At 72.1% G+C, this 15,811-nt stretch carries 14 protein-coding genes; 8 read left to right on the top strand and 6 right to left on the bottom strand.

Features of this window, described 5'->3' with window-relative positions:
• Positions 1 to 207 precede the first annotated feature (207 nt).
• The gene (locus ACIA47_RS21955; protein WP_396710248.1) at positions 208 to 1,401 is read right to left on the bottom strand and encodes a hypothetical protein; all 1,194 of its coding nucleotides are present in this window, start codon (positions 1,399 to 1,401) and stop codon (positions 208 to 210) included.
• A gap of 374 nt (positions 1,402 to 1,775) precedes the next feature.
• Here ACIA47_RS21955 and ACIA47_RS21950 point away from each other — a divergent pair, with 374 nt between their 5' ends.
• Both ACIA47_RS21950 and ACIA47_RS21945 read left to right on the top strand, forming a co-directional pair.
• Entirely contained in the window at positions 1,776 to 3,578 is a 1,803-nt protein-coding gene (locus tag ACIA47_RS21950; protein ID WP_396710486.1) for a hypothetical protein, read from the top strand.
• Complete coding sequence (locus ACIA47_RS21945; protein ID WP_396710246.1) at positions 3,578 to 5,374, top strand: hypothetical protein; 1,797 nt, start codon at positions 3,578 to 3,580, stop codon at positions 5,372 to 5,374. Before ACIA47_RS21950 ends, ACIA47_RS21945 begins: the two co-directional genes overlap by 1 nt.
• Positions 5,375 to 5,399: 25 nt before the next feature.
• On the opposite strand, the gene ACIA47_RS21940 is transcribed toward ACIA47_RS21945, so the two are convergent.
• Complete coding sequence (locus tag ACIA47_RS21940; protein WP_396710484.1) at positions 5,400 to 7,277, bottom strand: hypothetical protein; 1,878 nt, start codon at positions 7,275 to 7,277, stop codon at positions 5,400 to 5,402.
• Positions 7,278 to 7,402: 125 nt separating this feature from the next.
• Between ACIA47_RS21940 and ACIA47_RS21935 the strand changes: the two genes are divergently transcribed.
• Both ACIA47_RS21935 and ACIA47_RS21930 read left to right on the top strand, forming a co-directional pair.
• Positions 7,403 to 8,701, top strand: a complete 1,299-nt coding sequence (locus ACIA47_RS21935) for a PQQ-binding-like beta-propeller repeat protein (protein ID WP_396710244.1) — start codon at positions 7,403 to 7,405, stop codon at positions 8,699 to 8,701.
• Positions 8,698 to 9,981 carry a PQQ-binding-like beta-propeller repeat protein gene (locus tag ACIA47_RS21930; RefSeq protein ID WP_396710242.1) on the top strand — a complete coding sequence of 428 codons (1,284 nt, stop codon included), beginning with the start codon at positions 8,698 to 8,700 and terminating at the stop codon, positions 9,979 to 9,981. Before ACIA47_RS21935 ends, ACIA47_RS21930 begins: the two co-directional genes overlap by 4 nt.
• Here ACIA47_RS21930 and ACIA47_RS21925 read toward each other — a convergent pair whose 3' ends face one another.
• A complete protein-coding gene (locus tag ACIA47_RS21925) occupies positions 9,982 to 11,133 on the bottom strand; it encodes a peptidase C39 family protein (RefSeq protein ID WP_396710240.1) in 1,152 nt (383 codons plus the stop codon).
• Positions 11,134 to 11,274: 141 nt separating this feature from the next.
• Between ACIA47_RS21925 and ACIA47_RS21920 the strand changes: the two genes are divergently transcribed.
• From ACIA47_RS21920 to ACIA47_RS21905, 4 genes are all read left to right on the top strand, one after another.
• Positions 11,275 to 11,943 carry a response regulator transcription factor gene (locus ACIA47_RS21920; RefSeq protein ID WP_112586810.1) on the top strand — a complete coding sequence of 223 codons (669 nt, stop codon included), beginning with the start codon at positions 11,275 to 11,277 and terminating at the stop codon, positions 11,941 to 11,943.
• Positions 11,940 to 13,115 (top strand): sensor histidine kinase, encoded by a 1,176-nt coding sequence (locus tag ACIA47_RS21915; RefSeq protein WP_396710238.1) that lies wholly within the window; start codon positions 11,940 to 11,942, stop codon positions 13,113 to 13,115. The genes ACIA47_RS21920 and ACIA47_RS21915 overlap by 4 nt, the downstream gene beginning before the upstream one ends.
• A gap of 164 nt (positions 13,116 to 13,279) precedes the next feature.
• On the top strand, positions 13,280 to 13,684 hold the full coding sequence (locus tag ACIA47_RS21910; protein ID WP_396710236.1) for a VOC family protein: 405 nt from the start codon (positions 13,280 to 13,282) through the stop codon (positions 13,682 to 13,684).
• Complete coding sequence (locus tag ACIA47_RS21905; RefSeq protein ID WP_203124754.1) at positions 13,681 to 14,100, top strand: VOC family protein; 420 nt, start codon at positions 13,681 to 13,683, stop codon at positions 14,098 to 14,100. The genes ACIA47_RS21910 and ACIA47_RS21905 overlap by 4 nt, the downstream gene beginning before the upstream one ends.
• Before the next feature lie 87 nt (positions 14,101 to 14,187).
• Here the strand turns inward: ACIA47_RS21905 and ACIA47_RS21900 are convergent, their stop codons facing one another.
• From ACIA47_RS21900 to ACIA47_RS21890, 3 genes are read right to left on the bottom strand one after another with little or no spacing between them, the layout of a single operon-like run.
• Positions 14,188 to 14,850 (bottom strand): dihydrofolate reductase family protein, encoded by a 663-nt coding sequence (locus tag ACIA47_RS21900; protein WP_203124752.1) that lies wholly within the window; start codon positions 14,848 to 14,850, stop codon positions 14,188 to 14,190.
• Complete coding sequence (locus tag ACIA47_RS21895) at positions 14,847 to 15,323, bottom strand: SRPBCC domain-containing protein (RefSeq protein ID WP_203124750.1); 477 nt, start codon at positions 15,321 to 15,323, stop codon at positions 14,847 to 14,849. The genes ACIA47_RS21900 and ACIA47_RS21895 overlap by 4 nt, the downstream gene beginning before the upstream one ends.
• Entirely contained in the window at positions 15,320 to 15,658 is a 339-nt protein-coding gene (locus ACIA47_RS21890; RefSeq protein WP_091400640.1) for a helix-turn-helix transcriptional regulator, read from the bottom strand. The genes ACIA47_RS21895 and ACIA47_RS21890 overlap by 4 nt, the downstream gene beginning before the upstream one ends.
• Positions 15,659 to 15,811 lie beyond the last annotated feature (153 nt).

Here is a 15,811-nt window from a genome sequence, read left to right as displayed (position 1 = left end):
CCGTCACCCCGCCCTCGCCCCACCCCGCCCTCGCCCCGCCCTGCCCTACCTCGTCTCCGCCGATCTTGCACTTTCGGTTGCCGTAATGCGTCTTGAGCGCCGATTTGTCGGCGCAGAAAGTGCAAGATCGCGCGGGTGAGGGCGGGTGAGGGCGGGTGAGGGCGGGCGAGGGCGGGCGAGGGCGGGTGAGGGTGGGTTGGGGTGGGGCTAGCGGGGGGAGATTGAGCGGTAGTGGGTTTTGTCGGTGTTGGCGAGGCTGTAGGTCTGGGAGCGCGACGGGGTGGGGATGACCGCGAGGCCGGGGCGCTCGACCAGCAGGGGAGTGCCCGGCGGGACGGACAGGGAGCTGTCCCGGGTGGCCCGCCAGCTCAGCACCACCAGCGGCTGACCGGGCACCGGCAGTTGGTACGCCTGCAACGGGGTGGCCCGGTCGGCGGGTGAGGCGACGGGCGCGCTCCCGTCGGCCGGTCGATAGATCACCGCCGTCATCGCGCCGGCGTCGGTGTCCCAGCTGAGCTGCTGCAACTCGGCCGGCTCGCCGCCGCCGAGGGCGACTTCGCCGAGCGAGCGCACGGTGAGCTTCGCCATCGGCCAGGACGTCGGCACCGAGCGTGGGGCGTCCCGGTCCCCGATCCGGCGCGGGATGCTGCCGAAGGGGCCTCGATCGCCGGACAGCACGCAGGTGTCCAGGCCGGCGAGCGCCCGCCGGCCCGTGCCGGACTCGTCGCGGACCAACGGGTAGCGCGGGTCGACGGTGCCGGTGCCCAGGTCGAGCAGCCGGTCGGCGGCCCGCCCACGGGGGAGCGACTCAGTGGTTCGCAGGGTCGCGGTCACGCCGACGGCCGTGCAGGACGGCACGTCGACCGGTGCGCTGAGACCGTCCGCGATGGTCAACGTCCGGTCCTGTGGCCCGAGGAGGCTCTGCACCCGGGCCGAGACCAGATAACGCCGGCCACCGGCCGTCTGCACCGGGAGTACGTCGGAGTAGACGAGGTAACCCGGATCGGTGTACTCGGTGGCGCGGGTCACCGCGTACCGGTCACCCTCGCGGGTCAGTTGCAGCAACCAGGACGCGCTTTCGCCGGGCACGTCGGCGGCCACCAGCGCCACCGGGGCGCCGTCGACCCGACCGGAGAAGAGGATTCCCGACGAGGGCAGGTGCGCGCGGTCGTCGGCCGGCGATCGCCAGCCCCGGACCGCCGCGGTGACCGCCGCCGTCGCCGTGGAATCCCCGGAGAGGTCGCCGCGGGGCGGCCAAACGGCGAGGGTGCCGTCCAGGCTGTCGTACCCGACCCGGAGGTCCTGCGGCTTCCGTTCGGCTACCGGACCGCAGGCCGTGCCGGCCAGCAGCGCGCTCAGCAGGACGGGAAGCGCCCTGCCGTACCGACGGCCTGGAGTCACCTGGCCCGCCCCCGATCGCCTCGCCGTCGCTGTCGGAAAGCGCCATAGTACGAGATGTCCGACGCGGCGCCTCAGTTGGCCGGCATCCAAACCACCACAATGGACACCACCGGGGGTTTAGGGCGTTTTGGTTGCTCCGGTAGACTCCGCCGACTGTGACGCCTGCCGAGTCCCGCGCCCTGCCCGCGCCGCACCCGGAGGCGGCAGCCGACTCCGCCGAGCTGGTGAACTACCGCACACCGGCCGGCCTCTTCGCCGGCCCGCCCACGCTGGCCGCCCCCACCACAGCGCCGGCCGGCCCCGGAGCGCCGGCCGAGCCCGAAGCGCCGGCCGAGTCCGAAGCACCGCCCGAGCCCGAAGCGCCGGCCGACCCCGTGACGCGGGCCGAGCCCGGAGCAGCGGCCGAGAGGGCGGTGCCGACGCGGGCGCGGTGGCGTCGGTGGACTCGGCGTCGGCAGCACCTGGCGGTGGGCGGGCTGTTCCTGCTCGCCGCGCTCTGGGTGACCAGCCGGATCTGGTTGGACCCGTCCGGTCGGGTGGCCTCGCTCTACACCGGCGACCCGGCGCAGGTGCAGTTCTTCCTCGCCCACTCGGTACGCGTCGTGCTGCACGGCGAGTACCCGTTCTACACCGAGCAGTTCAACTACCCGGACGGCGTCAACCTGATGGCCAACACGGCCGTGCTGGCGCTGGGCATCCCGATGGTCCCGGTGACGCTGCTCTTCGGCCCGGCGGTCTCCTTCGTGGTGCTGGTCACGCTCGGTCTCGCCGGCACCGCCATGGCCTGGTACCTGATGCTCTCCCGCCACCTGGTGCGCACCCCGCTCGCGGCGGCGGTCGGCGGCTGGTTCTGCGGGTTCTCGCCCGCGATGCTCTCGCACGCCAGCTGGCACCCGAACATCATCAGCCAGTTCCTGCTGCCGTTCATCGTGTGGCGGGTGCTGGTCCTCACCCGCTCCGGAAGACCTGTTCGGGACGGGGCGCTGCTCGCCCTGCTGGTCACAGCGCAGGCGTTCATCAACGAGGAGATCCTGCTCTTCACGGCGCTGGCCTGTGGCGTCTTCCTGCTGGCGGTGCTGGCCCAGGAACCGGCCCGGTGGCGGGCCGCGTGGCGACCCCTGGGCGTCGGCGTGGTGACCTGCGCGCTGCTGGCCGGGTCGCTGCTGGCGTACCCGCTCTACGTGCAGTTCGCCGGGCCGATGGCCTACCACGGGCTCAGCGACGCGGTGAAGGACTACGGCAACGACATCGCCGCCTTCTTCGCTCCGGGCTCGCCCACCCTCGGCGGCAACCAGCGAGCCAACATCAACCTGGCACCGAACTACTCCGAGGAGAACGCCTTCTTCGGCTGGAGCCTGTCGATGCTGGCCATCGGCATCGTGGTCTGGCTGCGCCGGGAGTTGATCGTTCGGGCGCTCGCGGTGACCGGCGTGTTCTTCGCCGTGCTCTCCCTCGGCGAGCGGGTCTCCTGGTGGGACCGGGAGCTGATCACCGGGCCGTGGCAGTGGTTGGTCCACCTGCCGCTGCTGGACGCGGTGGTGCCGACCCGGTTCGGGCTCATCACCAGCGTGGTGATCGGCCTGCTGCTGGCGCTCGCCGTCGAGCGGGCCTGGGCGCTACGCCCGGCCGACCGCCGTACCGTCCGGGTGCTGACCGCCGCGGGCCTGGCCTTCGCGCTGTTGCCGATCGCACCGATGCCGCTGCGGATGGTCTCCCGGCCGCCGGTGCCGGACTTCATCACTGCGGACCGGTGGCGGGCGTACGTCGGCCCGGACCAGACGCTGGTGCCGATCCCGGTGCCCAGCATGGGCAACACGCACGGCATGCGCTGGGCGGCGGCCACCAACCTCGACTTCAAGATCCCCGGCGGATACTTCCTCGCGCCCCGCAACGGCAACACCGGTGACGCGGGCCGGTTCGGCGGTCGTCCCAGCGGGGTGGGTCAGATGCTTGAGGAGGTGGCGACCACCGGCCGTACGCCCAAGCTGGACGACCGGCAGCGTCGGCGCTTCACCGACGAACTGCGGCACTGGCGGGCGGCGATCCTGGTGCTTCCGGTGCGGCAGCAGAACGCCGAGCCACTGCGGCGTACGGTCGAGGAGCTGGTCGGCCCGGGCCGCCAGGAGTTGGATGTCTGGGTCTGGGACGTCCGGACGCTCACCGACCGTTCGGTCTGATGGCCACCGGGACGACGTCCCCGAACACCTCGTTGCCGGCGACGGGCGGCACGTCCCGTCCGGCCTGGCTGCGGGACGCGCTGGTGGTGGCCGGCTATCTGGGCCTCGCGGTGCTGGTGACCAGCGGGCAGTGGGGTCGCCCGTGGCAGCTGTTCCACCAGGCGGGTGACCAGATCCTCTTCGAGTGGATGCTGGCCCACGCGGCGCATGCCGTGGTGGAGGGGGAGAATCCGCTCTTCAGCAACGGGTTGAACGCGCCAGACGGGGTCAACCTGATGGCGAACACCTCGGTGCTCGGCCTGGGTGTCCCGCTCACCCCGATCACAGTGCTCTTCGGCTCGCAGGTGGCGTTCTGCGTGGCGGTCGTCTGCTGCCTCGCCGGGACCGCCTTCGCCTGGTACGTGCTGCTGCGTCGCCGGCTGGTCGGCACCCGGGCCCCGGCCGCGGTGGGTGGGCTGATCTGTGGTTTCGCCCCGGGCATGATCGCTCAGGCCGGCGCGCACCTGCACATCGCTGCCCAGTTCCTGGTGCCCGCGATCCTCGCCCTGGTGTTCCGGCCCGCCTCGGAGACGACGCGACACGGCGTCTGGCGGCCCGGCGTCGGCCTGGGGCTGCTGCTCGTCTGGCAGGTCTTCATCGGCGAGGAGGTGCTGGTCTTCCTGGTGCTCGCGGCCGGCGTCTTCGCGCTGGGTTACGCGCTCGCCGACCGGGTGGCCGCACGGCGGCTGGCGCCGGCCCTCTTCGGCCGACTCGCGGTGGCGGCCGGCGTGGCGGCGGTGCCGCTGGCGTACCCGCTGTGGTTCCAGTTCCACGGCCCGCAGCACTACTCCGGGATGGCGTTCGCCACGCAGGGTTTCCAACTGGACGTCGCCTCGTTCACCGCGTCGGCCCGGCAGACCGTGCTGGGTGACGACTGGCTGCCGGGGCTGCTCTCGCCGAATCCGACCGAGGAGAACTCGTTCTTCGGCCCGGGCCTGCTGGTGCTCGCCGTGGTGATCGTGATCTGGCAGTGGCGACGACCGCTGGTCCGGGCACTGGCCGCCTGCGGCGTGGTCTTCGCCCTGCTCTCGCTCGGCGATGAGCTGCGGGTGGACGGTGAGGCCACCGGCATTCCGGGGCCGTACCGGCTGGTCGGCGGGCTGCCGTTGCTCGATCTCGCGGTGCCGGCCCGGTTCGCACTGGTCTGCGTACCGGTGCTGGGTGTGCTGGTGGCGCTGTCAGTGGACCGGGTCCGGGCCGCGCGGGGGCCGAACGTGGCACCGGGCCTACCGGTGCGGCTGCTGTGGGCCGGCGCGGTCGCCGCCGCGTTGCTGCCCCTGATTCCGACGCCGATCCGGGTGGTGCCGGTCGCGCCGGTGCCGGCGTTTCTCGCCACCGGTGTCTGGCGTCCGCTGGTGCCGCCCGGCCGGACGGTGGTCGCGGTTCCTCCGGTCACCGGTGCCGGGCGCAGCCCGGTGATGCTCTGGTCCGCCCGTACCGGTCTGGGGTTCGCCGCGCCGGGCGGTTACTTCATCGGCCCCAGCGGCCCGGACGACCCGGCGGCCCGCTGGGGTGCGCCGGACCGGCCCACGTCGGTGCTGCTGCGGCAGGTGGCCGAGACCGGCGTGGTGCCGGTGCTCACCGACGTCGACCGCCGCCAGGCTGTCGAGGACCTGCGGCACTGGCGTGCCGCGGTGGTCGTACTCGGGCACCTGGAGCGCGGTGAATCGGTCCGCCGGACCGTCGACGACCTGCTCGGCCCGGGCCGACCGGTCGACGGCGGATGGTTGTGGGACGTCCGGGACCACGTCGGCTGAGCCGACCGATGGCGCGGTCTTCCGACTAACCCACCAGGGCGCGCACGTCCCACACCCAGACGTCGTCGACCCGCTGCGGTGGCCCCAGCAGGGCGGTGACCAGCTCACGGAGCACCGCCTCGCGGGGGTGCGCCCCGAGCACCACCACCGACGCCCGCCAGAACCGCAGGTCCTCGACGGCCTGGCGGCGGTTCTCGTCGGTCAGCGCCGGAACCGTGCCGCTGTCCATGGTGGAGTAGATGAGGGAGCTGGTCGGTCTGTTCGGCGCACCGAAGACCCCCTCACCCAGCTCGTTCGGGCCGATGAAGTAGCCGCCCGGAACGGGGAACTCCTGCCCGGTCAGCGCACTCCAGCGCAGCGTCGGCAGACCGTGCACGTTGCTCGGGATCGGCACCGGCACCAGGGTTCGACCCGCCGGCACGTACGGCCGCCAACCGCCAGCGGTGATGAAGTGCGGCGGTGGGTCGATCTGCTGGGCGGGCAGCGGGCGGGGAAAGAGCGGCAGCACGGCGAGGGCGACCGCCGCGTACCCCACCGGGCGCAGCCACCGACGGCGCGACGCGACCGGCTCGGCGGGCCTGGCGGGCTCGGGGGACACAGCCGGGGCCCCTTCGGCGGCGCGCTGGGCCGGCACCCGCGGCCGGTCGGCCACCGGGCGCCCCTGGCGGTGCGCGGCGTCCCAGGTCAACGCGAGCAGCACACCCACCGCGGCGGCGACCACCAGCGTCAACCGGGTCGGCATCATCATCTCGACCAGCGGCAAGTCGTCCGACACGTACGACCACGGGCCGCGCACGCCGGTCTCCACACCGTTGAACCGCACGAACGGCCCGATCGCGGCAACGCTGAACACCACGATGAGCACCGCGGCGATCCGGGCGGCCAGCGAGCGGCGTACGAGCAGCACCAGAGCCACCACCGAGAGCAGCACCAGCGGCCAACCGAACCAGGTGTTCTGCTCGGTCAGACCGATCGTCTTCTCTACCGCCGGGTCACCGGCCCAGGTGTCCCGGGCGAAGGTGACGAAGGCGACCAGGTCCTCGCCCCAGTTGTGGAACACGCCGCCCTGCAGGCCCCGGTAGGACTGCGGGCCGTTGAACTGGAACCAGATCGGGTACGCGGTGAGCACCAGGGCCAGCCCGCCGGCGACGCCGAGCCCGGCCAGGAAGGTGCCGGCGGCGGCCCGGGTCGCCCGCGGCCGCTGCACGGCGTACGCCAGCACGATGACCAGGCAGGCCAGCGCGGTGAGCAGCAGCATCTCCTCGTTGATGAAGATCTGGTACGCCACCAGCGCACCGAGCACGAGCCCGTTGCGTCGCCACCGGCCCGGCTCACCCAGGGTCAGCACCCGCACCACGATCAGCGGGAGCAGGAAGTTGGAAACGAAGTTCGGTTGGCCGTTGGCGTGGTGGATGATTCCCGGCGCGAAGCCGAGGAACGCGCCGCCGACGAACGCCGCCGCCCGGGAGCGCACCAGGTGGCGGGAGAGCATCCAGTACCCGGTGCCGGCGGTGGCCGCCAGCGCCGCGCCCAGGTAGAGCGCGTACATCACCTGGGGGCCGAACAGCATGGTCAGCGGAGCCAGCGGCACTGTCACCCCGAGCAGCGAGGTGTTGGCCATCATGTTCACCCCGTCCGGGGCGTTCTGCCGGGCCGTGAACAGCGGGTTCTCCAGGTGCCGCACCGAGTACTCACCGTGCGCGAACAGCCACTCGAACCAACTGTGATCGGTGGGCAGGTGCGAGGAGACCCGGCCGTCGACGTCACCCCAGTAGTTGAGGCAGACGAACACGCCCAGCAGCACATAGGCTCCGAGGGCCAACAGGTCGGCTCGGGCCGGACGGCGTCGAGGCCGCCGTGTCGACTCGGCCTCGGCCGGGTCGGCGTCGGTCACGGGATTCAGCGAAGGGTCTACCACCGGCACAGCCACGACGCGCCATCGTACAGGCGGGGTTCCGTCACTTTTGCCGGGCCGGTGCGCTGACTGTCGGTTTGCCGGGCGGGTCACCCGTCGGCCAGCCTTACCTGGTGACGGAGGGACGGTCCTTGTCGATCATCGAGCTGGGCGAGATCCGGGACGAGCCCGCGTCGGCACCTCCGGTTCGCCGCCCGCGCGCCGTCGGTCGCCCGCTGCACAGCGCGACTGTGCTGTTGCTCAGCCTGGTGGTGCTGGCCGGTGCCGCGCCACCAACGCAGCGAACGGTGAGCGTGGTGCCGGCGTCGCGGACGGCCACCGCGTACCTGGCCGGGGACGGCGTCTTCGTTGTCGATCCGCCGACACCCGACGGGGACCGGTACCTGACCGCGTACGCCCAGCCGGGACCGACCGGCGCTGGGGTGCGGCGGCGGTGGCAGGCGCCGCTGGCCCGCACCGGTAACTACCTCGACGTCTGGGTCGAACGGGGTCTGGTGCTGGCGTTGGCGGTCAACGCCCCCAACCGGCTGTTCCAGACCACCGCCTTCGACACCGCGACGGGCCGGCAACGCTGGCAGCACCCCGGTGCTCCCCAACCGACGCCCGGCGGTGGCCTGCTGGTGACCAATGGCCGGGAGGACGGGTCGGGCGCGATGAGCGGGGTTGAGCCCGACACCGGCCTGGTGCTCTGGTCGGTGCCGACCCCGCGGGCCGCCAGCCCCACCTACCACCTCACTCCCGAGGGGCAGGTCGACCGGTTCGTGCTCCTGCAACCGACCGGCGAGGTGCAGGTGTACGACGCCGGCACCGGCCAGCTGCTGCGCAGCATCGACACGCTGCCCGGTGACCGGTCGGCGTACCAGCGGGTGCAGATCGTCGACGACCTGCTGCTGCTCGTTCCGCCGGGCAGCACCCGGCTGGTGAGCTTCGGGCTGGCCGGGTTGGAGCCACTGTGGACGGCGGAGGTGACGCTGGTGTCGCATGTGCTCGAATGCGGTGGCCTACTCTGCGCGGTACCGCAGACCGGCGGCGTCCAGGTGCTCGACCCGGCCACCGGCTCGGTGCGGTGGTCGGAACCGGGCCAGGACGTCCTGGCCGACGTTCGGTACGGTCGGCTACTGATGGCCAGGCCCGGCCAGGGGTACACGGTGCGGGACGCGGCGACCGGACAGGTGCGCATCGAGATGGGTACGTGGAGCCTGCTGCCGGTGCTGCGGCCGGACGACCCGCTGGTCGGTGTGCGGCGGGGTGACGACGGTCGGATGGTCGTCGCCGAACTGGACCTGGTGGCCGGCCGAACGCGGATCGTCGACGTGCTGCCGGGCATCGCCGGCAGTTGCCAGGCGTCCCTGCCAATTCTGCTCTGCCAGCGCCTCGACGGCACTACCGCTCTCTGGAGGTTGACGCGGTGACCGACTCGGTGATCGACCTCGGCGACCTGCGGGACGACCCGGACCCGGAGTCGACGCCCCGCGCACCTCGCGCCCACGGTCGCCCGCTGCGCTGCGCGCTGGTAGTGGTGCTGGCGCTGGTCACGCTCGCCGCGTCCGCCGTCGTACCGCCCCGGCGGGCCCCGGTGACGCTGCCGGGCCGGCCCGGGTCCGATGTCATGATCGATGGTGACCTGCTCCTGGTCATGGAGCCGGCCAGCACCGAAGCGCGGCAGGCGCGGCTGGCCGCGTACCGGCTGCCCGGCGGCGAGCCCGTCTGGCAGGCGCCGCTGCCGGCGGAGGCCCGGTACTGGGGGATGATTCCGCTGGCCGGGATGCTGCTGGCCACCGGGTACGAGATCGGCCCGGAAGGTCGGGAGACACTCACCGTCGCACTGGACCGGGCGACCGGGGCGTACCGGTGGCAGCAGCCGGGCACCGTCTCCAAGCTGACCGACGGCAACCTGCTGCTGCGCAGCGGCGGCGAGACCGTACCGTCCAGTTTGCGCGCTGTGGATCCGTGCTGTGGCACCGTGCGCTGGGAGCAATCCGGCCTCAGCGCCGACATGAGGGTGCGGGACACCGGGCTCGGGGTGGACCGGGTGGTGCTCAACCAGTTGGACGGGCCGGTCGAGGTACGCGACGCGATCACTGGTGCCGTGCTGGCCCGCGCCGACCTGCGCCCACCCGACGGCGGTCGGATCGGACTGGACCTGACCAAGGACCTGCTGCTGTCCATCGACAGAGGCTCGGGCACTGTCACCGCGTACGAGCTGGACCAGCTCAAGCCCCGCTGGACCCGCGCCAGGGTGCACATCGACTTCGCGCTGGACTGTGGCCCCGTCCTGTGTCTGCGCACCGGCAACAACGAGCTACAGGCGCTCGACCCGGCGACCGGCGAGGTGCGCTGGCGCAGCAGCCAGTGGGGGTGGGCCTGGCCGGCCGACGGCCGGCTGTTGGCCAACCTCAGCGGTGTCGGTCCGTCGGAGCAGTACGTCGTGCTCGATGCGCTGACCGGCCGGCAGCTGGCCGACCTGGGCCGGTGGGAGCTGTACCAACTCGGTGTCGGCGGCCGGCTGGTCGGCATACGCCGGCATCCCGACGGAGGGGTGCTCGTCGGCGAGCTGGACATCGCCGCCGGGAAGGTGCACGTCGTGGACGTGCTGCCCGATGTCACCGGAGGGTGCCAGGCGGTCACCGACTACCTGGTGTGCATTGCCACCACGACCGGCTCGTACCAGCTCTGGAGACTGACCGACTGATCACCAGTTCGCCTGGGTGGGCGGCGGGGGCAGCGGCACCGACGCGGGTCGAAGCACGTACGCCACCCCGCCGCTGCCGCGTTGCCAGACCGCCTCGAACCCCTGTCGGGGCACGGTGCGACGGACCGCGTCGTCGTCCGGTGCGTACGGGTCGTTGAGCACCGGGTCGCCGTCGGCGGTGAAGCCGACAAGCACCATCAGGTGCCCTCCGGTGTCGTACCCGAGCCCCGGCACCTCGTCGGCCCGGAACGCGGCGGAGACGATCAGAGGGATGCCGGCGGCGACGAACGCCTCCGCCTCGACCAGCGACCGCAGCCGGGTGACGAACGCGTCCACCCCGTGCAGACCGGCGTACGCGGTGTTGAACGGCCAGTTGCCGGCCCCGGCGTACGCGTGGTCGTAGCAGTGCCGGGCGGCGTGTACGACCACCGGACGCGGGCCGGACGGCTCCACCCAGGCGTAGCGGTCCGGCGTCGGCTCGGCGCCCCAGTAGGCGAGCACCATCGAGGTGCAGGTGGGGCTGCACCAGGAGTCCCCGCCACCGCCCCACTGCGGGTACTGGCCGGCGTGCAGCCGCTGCGAGTAGCGGGGCACGTCCAACACCCGGCCCCAGGCAGCGGACGGGACGGGCTTCCCCGCGTACCCCTGGTGAGCCGTCGTGGGGCCGGTGGCGACCGCGCCGATGCTGCGCAGCACCGGGCCGGTCGGGCTGCCGGCGGGCCGGCACACTGTCACCCGCGCCTGCCAACCGGTGACCGTGGCTCCGGTCACGATCAGGGTGTCGGTGTCGACCCGGGCGGCACTGTCGCGCTGTCCGGGCACCGAGGTGCGCCGTACCGTGTGGTCGCCGGCGGCCCAGTGGGCCAGCCGGTACCAGTCGGTGCTGGGTGCGTCGTCGTGCCAGCCGCGCAGGTCGACATCGATCCAGCAGCCGTCCGGGGTGTCGGCCGTCCAGGACGGCACCACCTCGGCGACGGCGAAGCCGACAGGTACCGGCGGCGACGTCCAGGTGCCCTGCGGGGCGACGCCGTCGAGAGTGAGCCCTTGGCCGCTGGCGAGCAGGCCGTCGCCGCTGCCGCTGGTCGTGTCGGCCGGCAGGTGGAAACCCCGGTAGGCGATGTCTCGCCGGGTGGGTGGTGCCGCAGTGGTCATGCCAGTCCGTCCGTCGTTCGGTGCCGCCGGCCAGCATCGCGTACGCCGCGGTGGCCCGCAACGCCGGCCGGCGCGGACGGCGAGGGACGATGGTTGCCGGCCGGCACTAGGTTGTCGGTGGTCAGCAGCGAGGAGGCCGGGATGCGGGTACTGGTGGTCGAGGACGAGCGCAACCTCGCCGACGCGATCGCACGGGGGTTGCGCAAGCGGGGGATGGCGGTCGACGTGGCGTACGACGGCGACGCCGGCCACGAGGCGGCGTTCGTCACCCGGTACGACGTGGTGGTGCTCGACCGCGACCTGCCGGGTGTGCACGGTGACCAGATCTGCGCCGACCTGGCGGCCTCCGGCGCGTTGACCCGGGTGCTGATGCTCACCGCCAGCGGCACTGTCGCCGACCGGGTGGAGGGGTTGCAGCTCGGCGCGGACGACTACCTGCCCAAACCGTTCGCCTTCGACGAGCTGGTCGCCCGGGTGCAGGCGCTGGGCCGGCGGGCCACCCCGGCCGCGCCGCCGGTGCTCGAACTGGCCGACCTGGTGCTCGACCCGGCCCGCCGGGTGGCCACCCGCGCCGGGGTGCCGGTGGACCTCACCAACAAGGAGTTCGGGGTGCTCTGCGAACTGCTCAAGGCGCGCGGCGCGGTGGTCTCCAGCGAGGAGTTGCTGGAACGGGTCTGGGACGCGAACACCGACCCGTTCACCACCATCGTCCGGGTCACCGTGATGACGCTGCGCAAGAAGCTCGGTGACCCGCCGTTGATCGAGACAGTGGTCGGGGCGGGCTACCGTACCGCCGAGGTAGGCGCATGAGCCGCCGGCTGCGACCCACCCTGCGGCTGCGGCTGACAGTGCTCAACGGGGTGCTGCTGATCGGGGCCGGAGCGATCCTGGTGTTGCTGGCGTGGCTGCTGGTCCGCGACGCGTTGCGTCCCACCGACGAGTTGGTGCCCGGCACGATGGTGCTGCTCTCCGACGGCCGGCAGATGGACGCCGCCGAGTGGCAGCGGCAGTTGGTCGACGCCGCCTCCGGGGAGCTGCTGGCCAAGGGCCTGGTCGCGCTGCTGGCGATCAGCGTGGTCGGAGTGGCCGGCGCGTACGCGGTGGCCGGTCGGGCGCTGCGCCCACTGCACCAGGTCACGGCGACCGCCCAGCGGCTCGGTGAGGCGACCCTGGATCAGCGGATCGGTTACTCGGGCGCCGACGACGAGGTGGCCGAGCTGGCCAAGACGTTCGACGCCATGTTGGACCGGATCGCGTCCGCCTTCGAGGCCCAGAAGCGTTTCGTGGCGAACGCCTCGCACGAGCTGCGTACCCCGCTCGCCGTGATGCGGACGGAGATCGACGTTACGCTCAGCGACGACGACGCGGACACCGCCGAGTACCGACGGATGGCGACAGTGGTCCGCGACGCCTCCGAGCGGGCCAACGGCCTGGTGGACGCGCTGCTGGTGCTGGCCCGTAGCGAGGCGCAGGCCGGGCGGCAGCTGGGCCGGCGTACCGAGTGTGACCTCGCGGCGGGCACCGCCAACGCACTGTCGGCGATGCGCCGCGAGGTGGAACGGATCGGCCTGCGGGTGCAGACGTCGCTGGAGTCCGCGCCGGTCGTCGGTGACCCGGGGCTGCTCGACCGGCTGGCCGGAAACCTGATCGAGAACGCGGTCCGCTACAACCACCTGCACGGTCGGCTCTGGGTGCGTACCGGCACCGACGGTGACCGGTCCTGGCTGGTGGTGGGGAACACCGGTTTCGAGGTGGACCAGGCCGACGTGCCAGGGCTGTTCGAGCCGTTCCGCCGTGGTGGCCGGGAACGCACCGGAGCCCGTGGCTCCGGCTTGGGGCTGTCCATCGTCCGGGCGGTCTGCACGGCGCACGGCGGCACCGTACGGGTGATCGCGCAGCCCGGCGGTGGCCTGGAGGTGACGGTAACCCTGCCGTCGTCGGACGCCCCGGCGGTGCCCGGAACGGTTCCCGCCGCCGGCTGATCGGGGTTGCGCGCCCCGCTCGGCCGATGGCAAGATCGCCGGGTCAGCTCGGAGAGTGAAAGGGGGTGCGTCGATGTCCATCAGTCAAGGCTCCGCACCCCGGGTCCTCGCAGGCTGACCCCCGGCGGCGGAGCGCGTCCCCATCCGAAGATGGAGAGACCACCGTGTATCTACGGATCCGCAACATCAGTTTCGACTGCCACGACACGTACACCCTGGCCGGCTTCTGGTCGGCGGTGCTCGGCTACAGCCGGCTCCCGGAGGACGTTCCGGGTGACCCGGAAGCTGCCCTGCTGCCACCGGACGGTGCCACGCCGAACATGTTCTTCCAAGCGGTGCCCGAGGACAAGATGACCAAGAACCGGGTCCACATCTGCCTGGAACCGGTCGACCGGACCCGCGACGAGGAGGTCGAGCGGGTACTCGGCCTCGGGGCCACCATGGTCATCGACCGGCGGCGCACCGACGGGACGGGCTGGGCCGTTCTCGCCGACCCGGAGGGGAACGAGTTCTGCGTGCTCCGCAGCGCCGGGGAGCGGGTCGACACCACTGTGGAGGACCAAGCATGAGTTCGACGATCCACAACATCAGCATCGACTGTCAGGACACGTACGCCCTCGCCGGCTTCTGGGCGCAGGTCTTCGACTGCCCACGGCAGCCCGACGACTTCCCCGGCGACCCGGAGGCGATGCTCCTGCCGCCGGGTGGCCCGGAGGTGCTGTTCATCGCGGTGCCCGAGGGCAAGACGGTGAAGAACCGGCTGCACCTGGACCTGCAACCCGCCGATCGGACCCGGGCCGAGGAGGTCGAGCGACTGCTCGGCATCGGCGCGACGCTCGTCGCCGACCACGTCGGCCCGACCGGTGGTGGTTGGGTGGTGCTCGCCGACCCGGAGGGCAACGAGTTCTGCGTGCTGGGCAATTCCGCCGAGCGGGCGGCCGCCGCAGCGGCGCGGGCCGCGGCAGCGGTTGCCGAACCGGCCTGACCGTCGATGTACGGCACCGGGCACCGGCCACCTTCGCGTGGCCGGTGCCCGGTTCCACGCTGCCGGGGCGGGACCTGACCGCGAGATTCAGGCCGTGGCCGGGCCGTGCCGTGGCGCGGGTGACTGGACGAAGGCCGTCGCGCCTTCGTAACCCGCCACCGGGGCGGCGCCGACATGCTCGTACTCGAGCAGGAGCAGGCCCTTCGCCGTCGCCTCGTAGTGAACCAGTCGGAGGCCGACGGATGCGCTCGGATGGTCGAGCAGCCGCCGCCCGGAACCGGCCACGGCGGGGGCGACGACGAGCCGGAGTGTGTCGACGAGGCCGGCCGACAACAGAGCCTTGCCAAGTCGTGCGCTCCCGTGGATCTGGAGCTCCCGTCCTGGCTGAGTCTTGAGCTCCCCGACGGTGTGGATCGGGTCGCCGTGGAGCACGCTCGTCGGGTGCCAACTGCCTGCCGCGAGGGTGTTGGTCACCACGTACTTCGGTAGTGAGTTCATGCGTTCGGTGAACGGATCGTCCGGGTCGGTGATCTGCGGCCAGTCGCGGGCGAACGCCTCGTAGGTCCGCCGTCCGAGCAGCAGACCGTCGGCGAGACCCAACCAGTCAGAGGTCCGGCGGACGAAGACCTCGTCCAGGTAGGGCACGAGCCAGCCGCCTCGGGTGAAGCCGTCGCTCGTGTCCTCGGTCGGTGAGCCGGGCCCCTGGCTGACGCCGTCGAGAGTGACGAACTCGGTAAGGACGATCTTCACAGCGTCCCCTGGCTCTCGGCGAGCTCGGCGAGTTGCTCGGTGACCGAGCCCCAGCCGTCGGCGAAGCCGATCTTCTCGTGGAGGTCACGAGCGGCGGGATCACCGTGACGGACGATGATCTGATAGTCAGTGCCGTCCGGATGATCCTTCATGGTGATCTCCGCGGTCATCGGAACCGGGGTTGGGTGCGCGGGCCGCCAGGCGCTGTCGATCACGTTGGTGAACACGATCCGTTCGAGATCGTCGACGACGAGGAAGCACGCGTCGAGGTGCGGGACGAACTCCACCCCGTCCTCGCTCAGTCGTGTCACGAGTGCGCCACCGGGCCGGACGTCCAAGCGGTCGACGCGGCACAGGGCCGGCGCCGGTATCCACCACTTCTCGAAACGGGACGGGTCGGTCCAGGCGCTCCACACGGCGGCGAGAGGTGCGCGGATGACCCGCGCCATGGTCAGGTCCAGGTCGGGATTCATTGCTGGTTCTCCTGCTCATCGGTGACGAGGCGTTCCAGGCGATCCGTGCGCTCTTCCCAGATCCGGCGCTGCTCCGCGAGCCAGTCGTCGACGACAGCGAGGCGCTCGCGGTTGAGCACGCAGGTGCGCACCCGGCCGGACTTGGTCGTGTGGATCAGTCCGTTCGACTCGAGCGTCTGCACGTGCTTCATGAACGAGGGAAGGGTCATCGGAAACTCGCGAGCGAGGTCACCGACGCTCGTCGGACCGTGGCCGAGGCGGCGGATGACCCAGCGCCGGGTCGGGTCAGCGAGGGCGACGAACACGCCGTCGAGCTGCGCCGAATACTGTGCCATGCGGCTAAGTGTTGCTGGAGATGACACTTAGCGCAAGGGCAAAGTATTGGCGGCCCCGGGGAGTGGCTGCCGTGCCGACCGCGGCCGGTCGGGGCGCTTCAGGAGAGCAGGAGGGGCCCCGGCCACCCTCGGGTGGCCGGGGCCCCGGTCTCG

The sequence above is a fragment of the Micromonospora sp. NPDC051227 genome (assembly GCF_044455385.1).
Classification (GTDB): Bacteria; Actinomycetota; Actinomycetes; order Mycobacteriales; family Micromonosporaceae; genus Micromonospora.
Note: the sequence above shows the minus strand (reverse complement) of the source record. Positions and strands in the feature narration are given on the sequence as shown.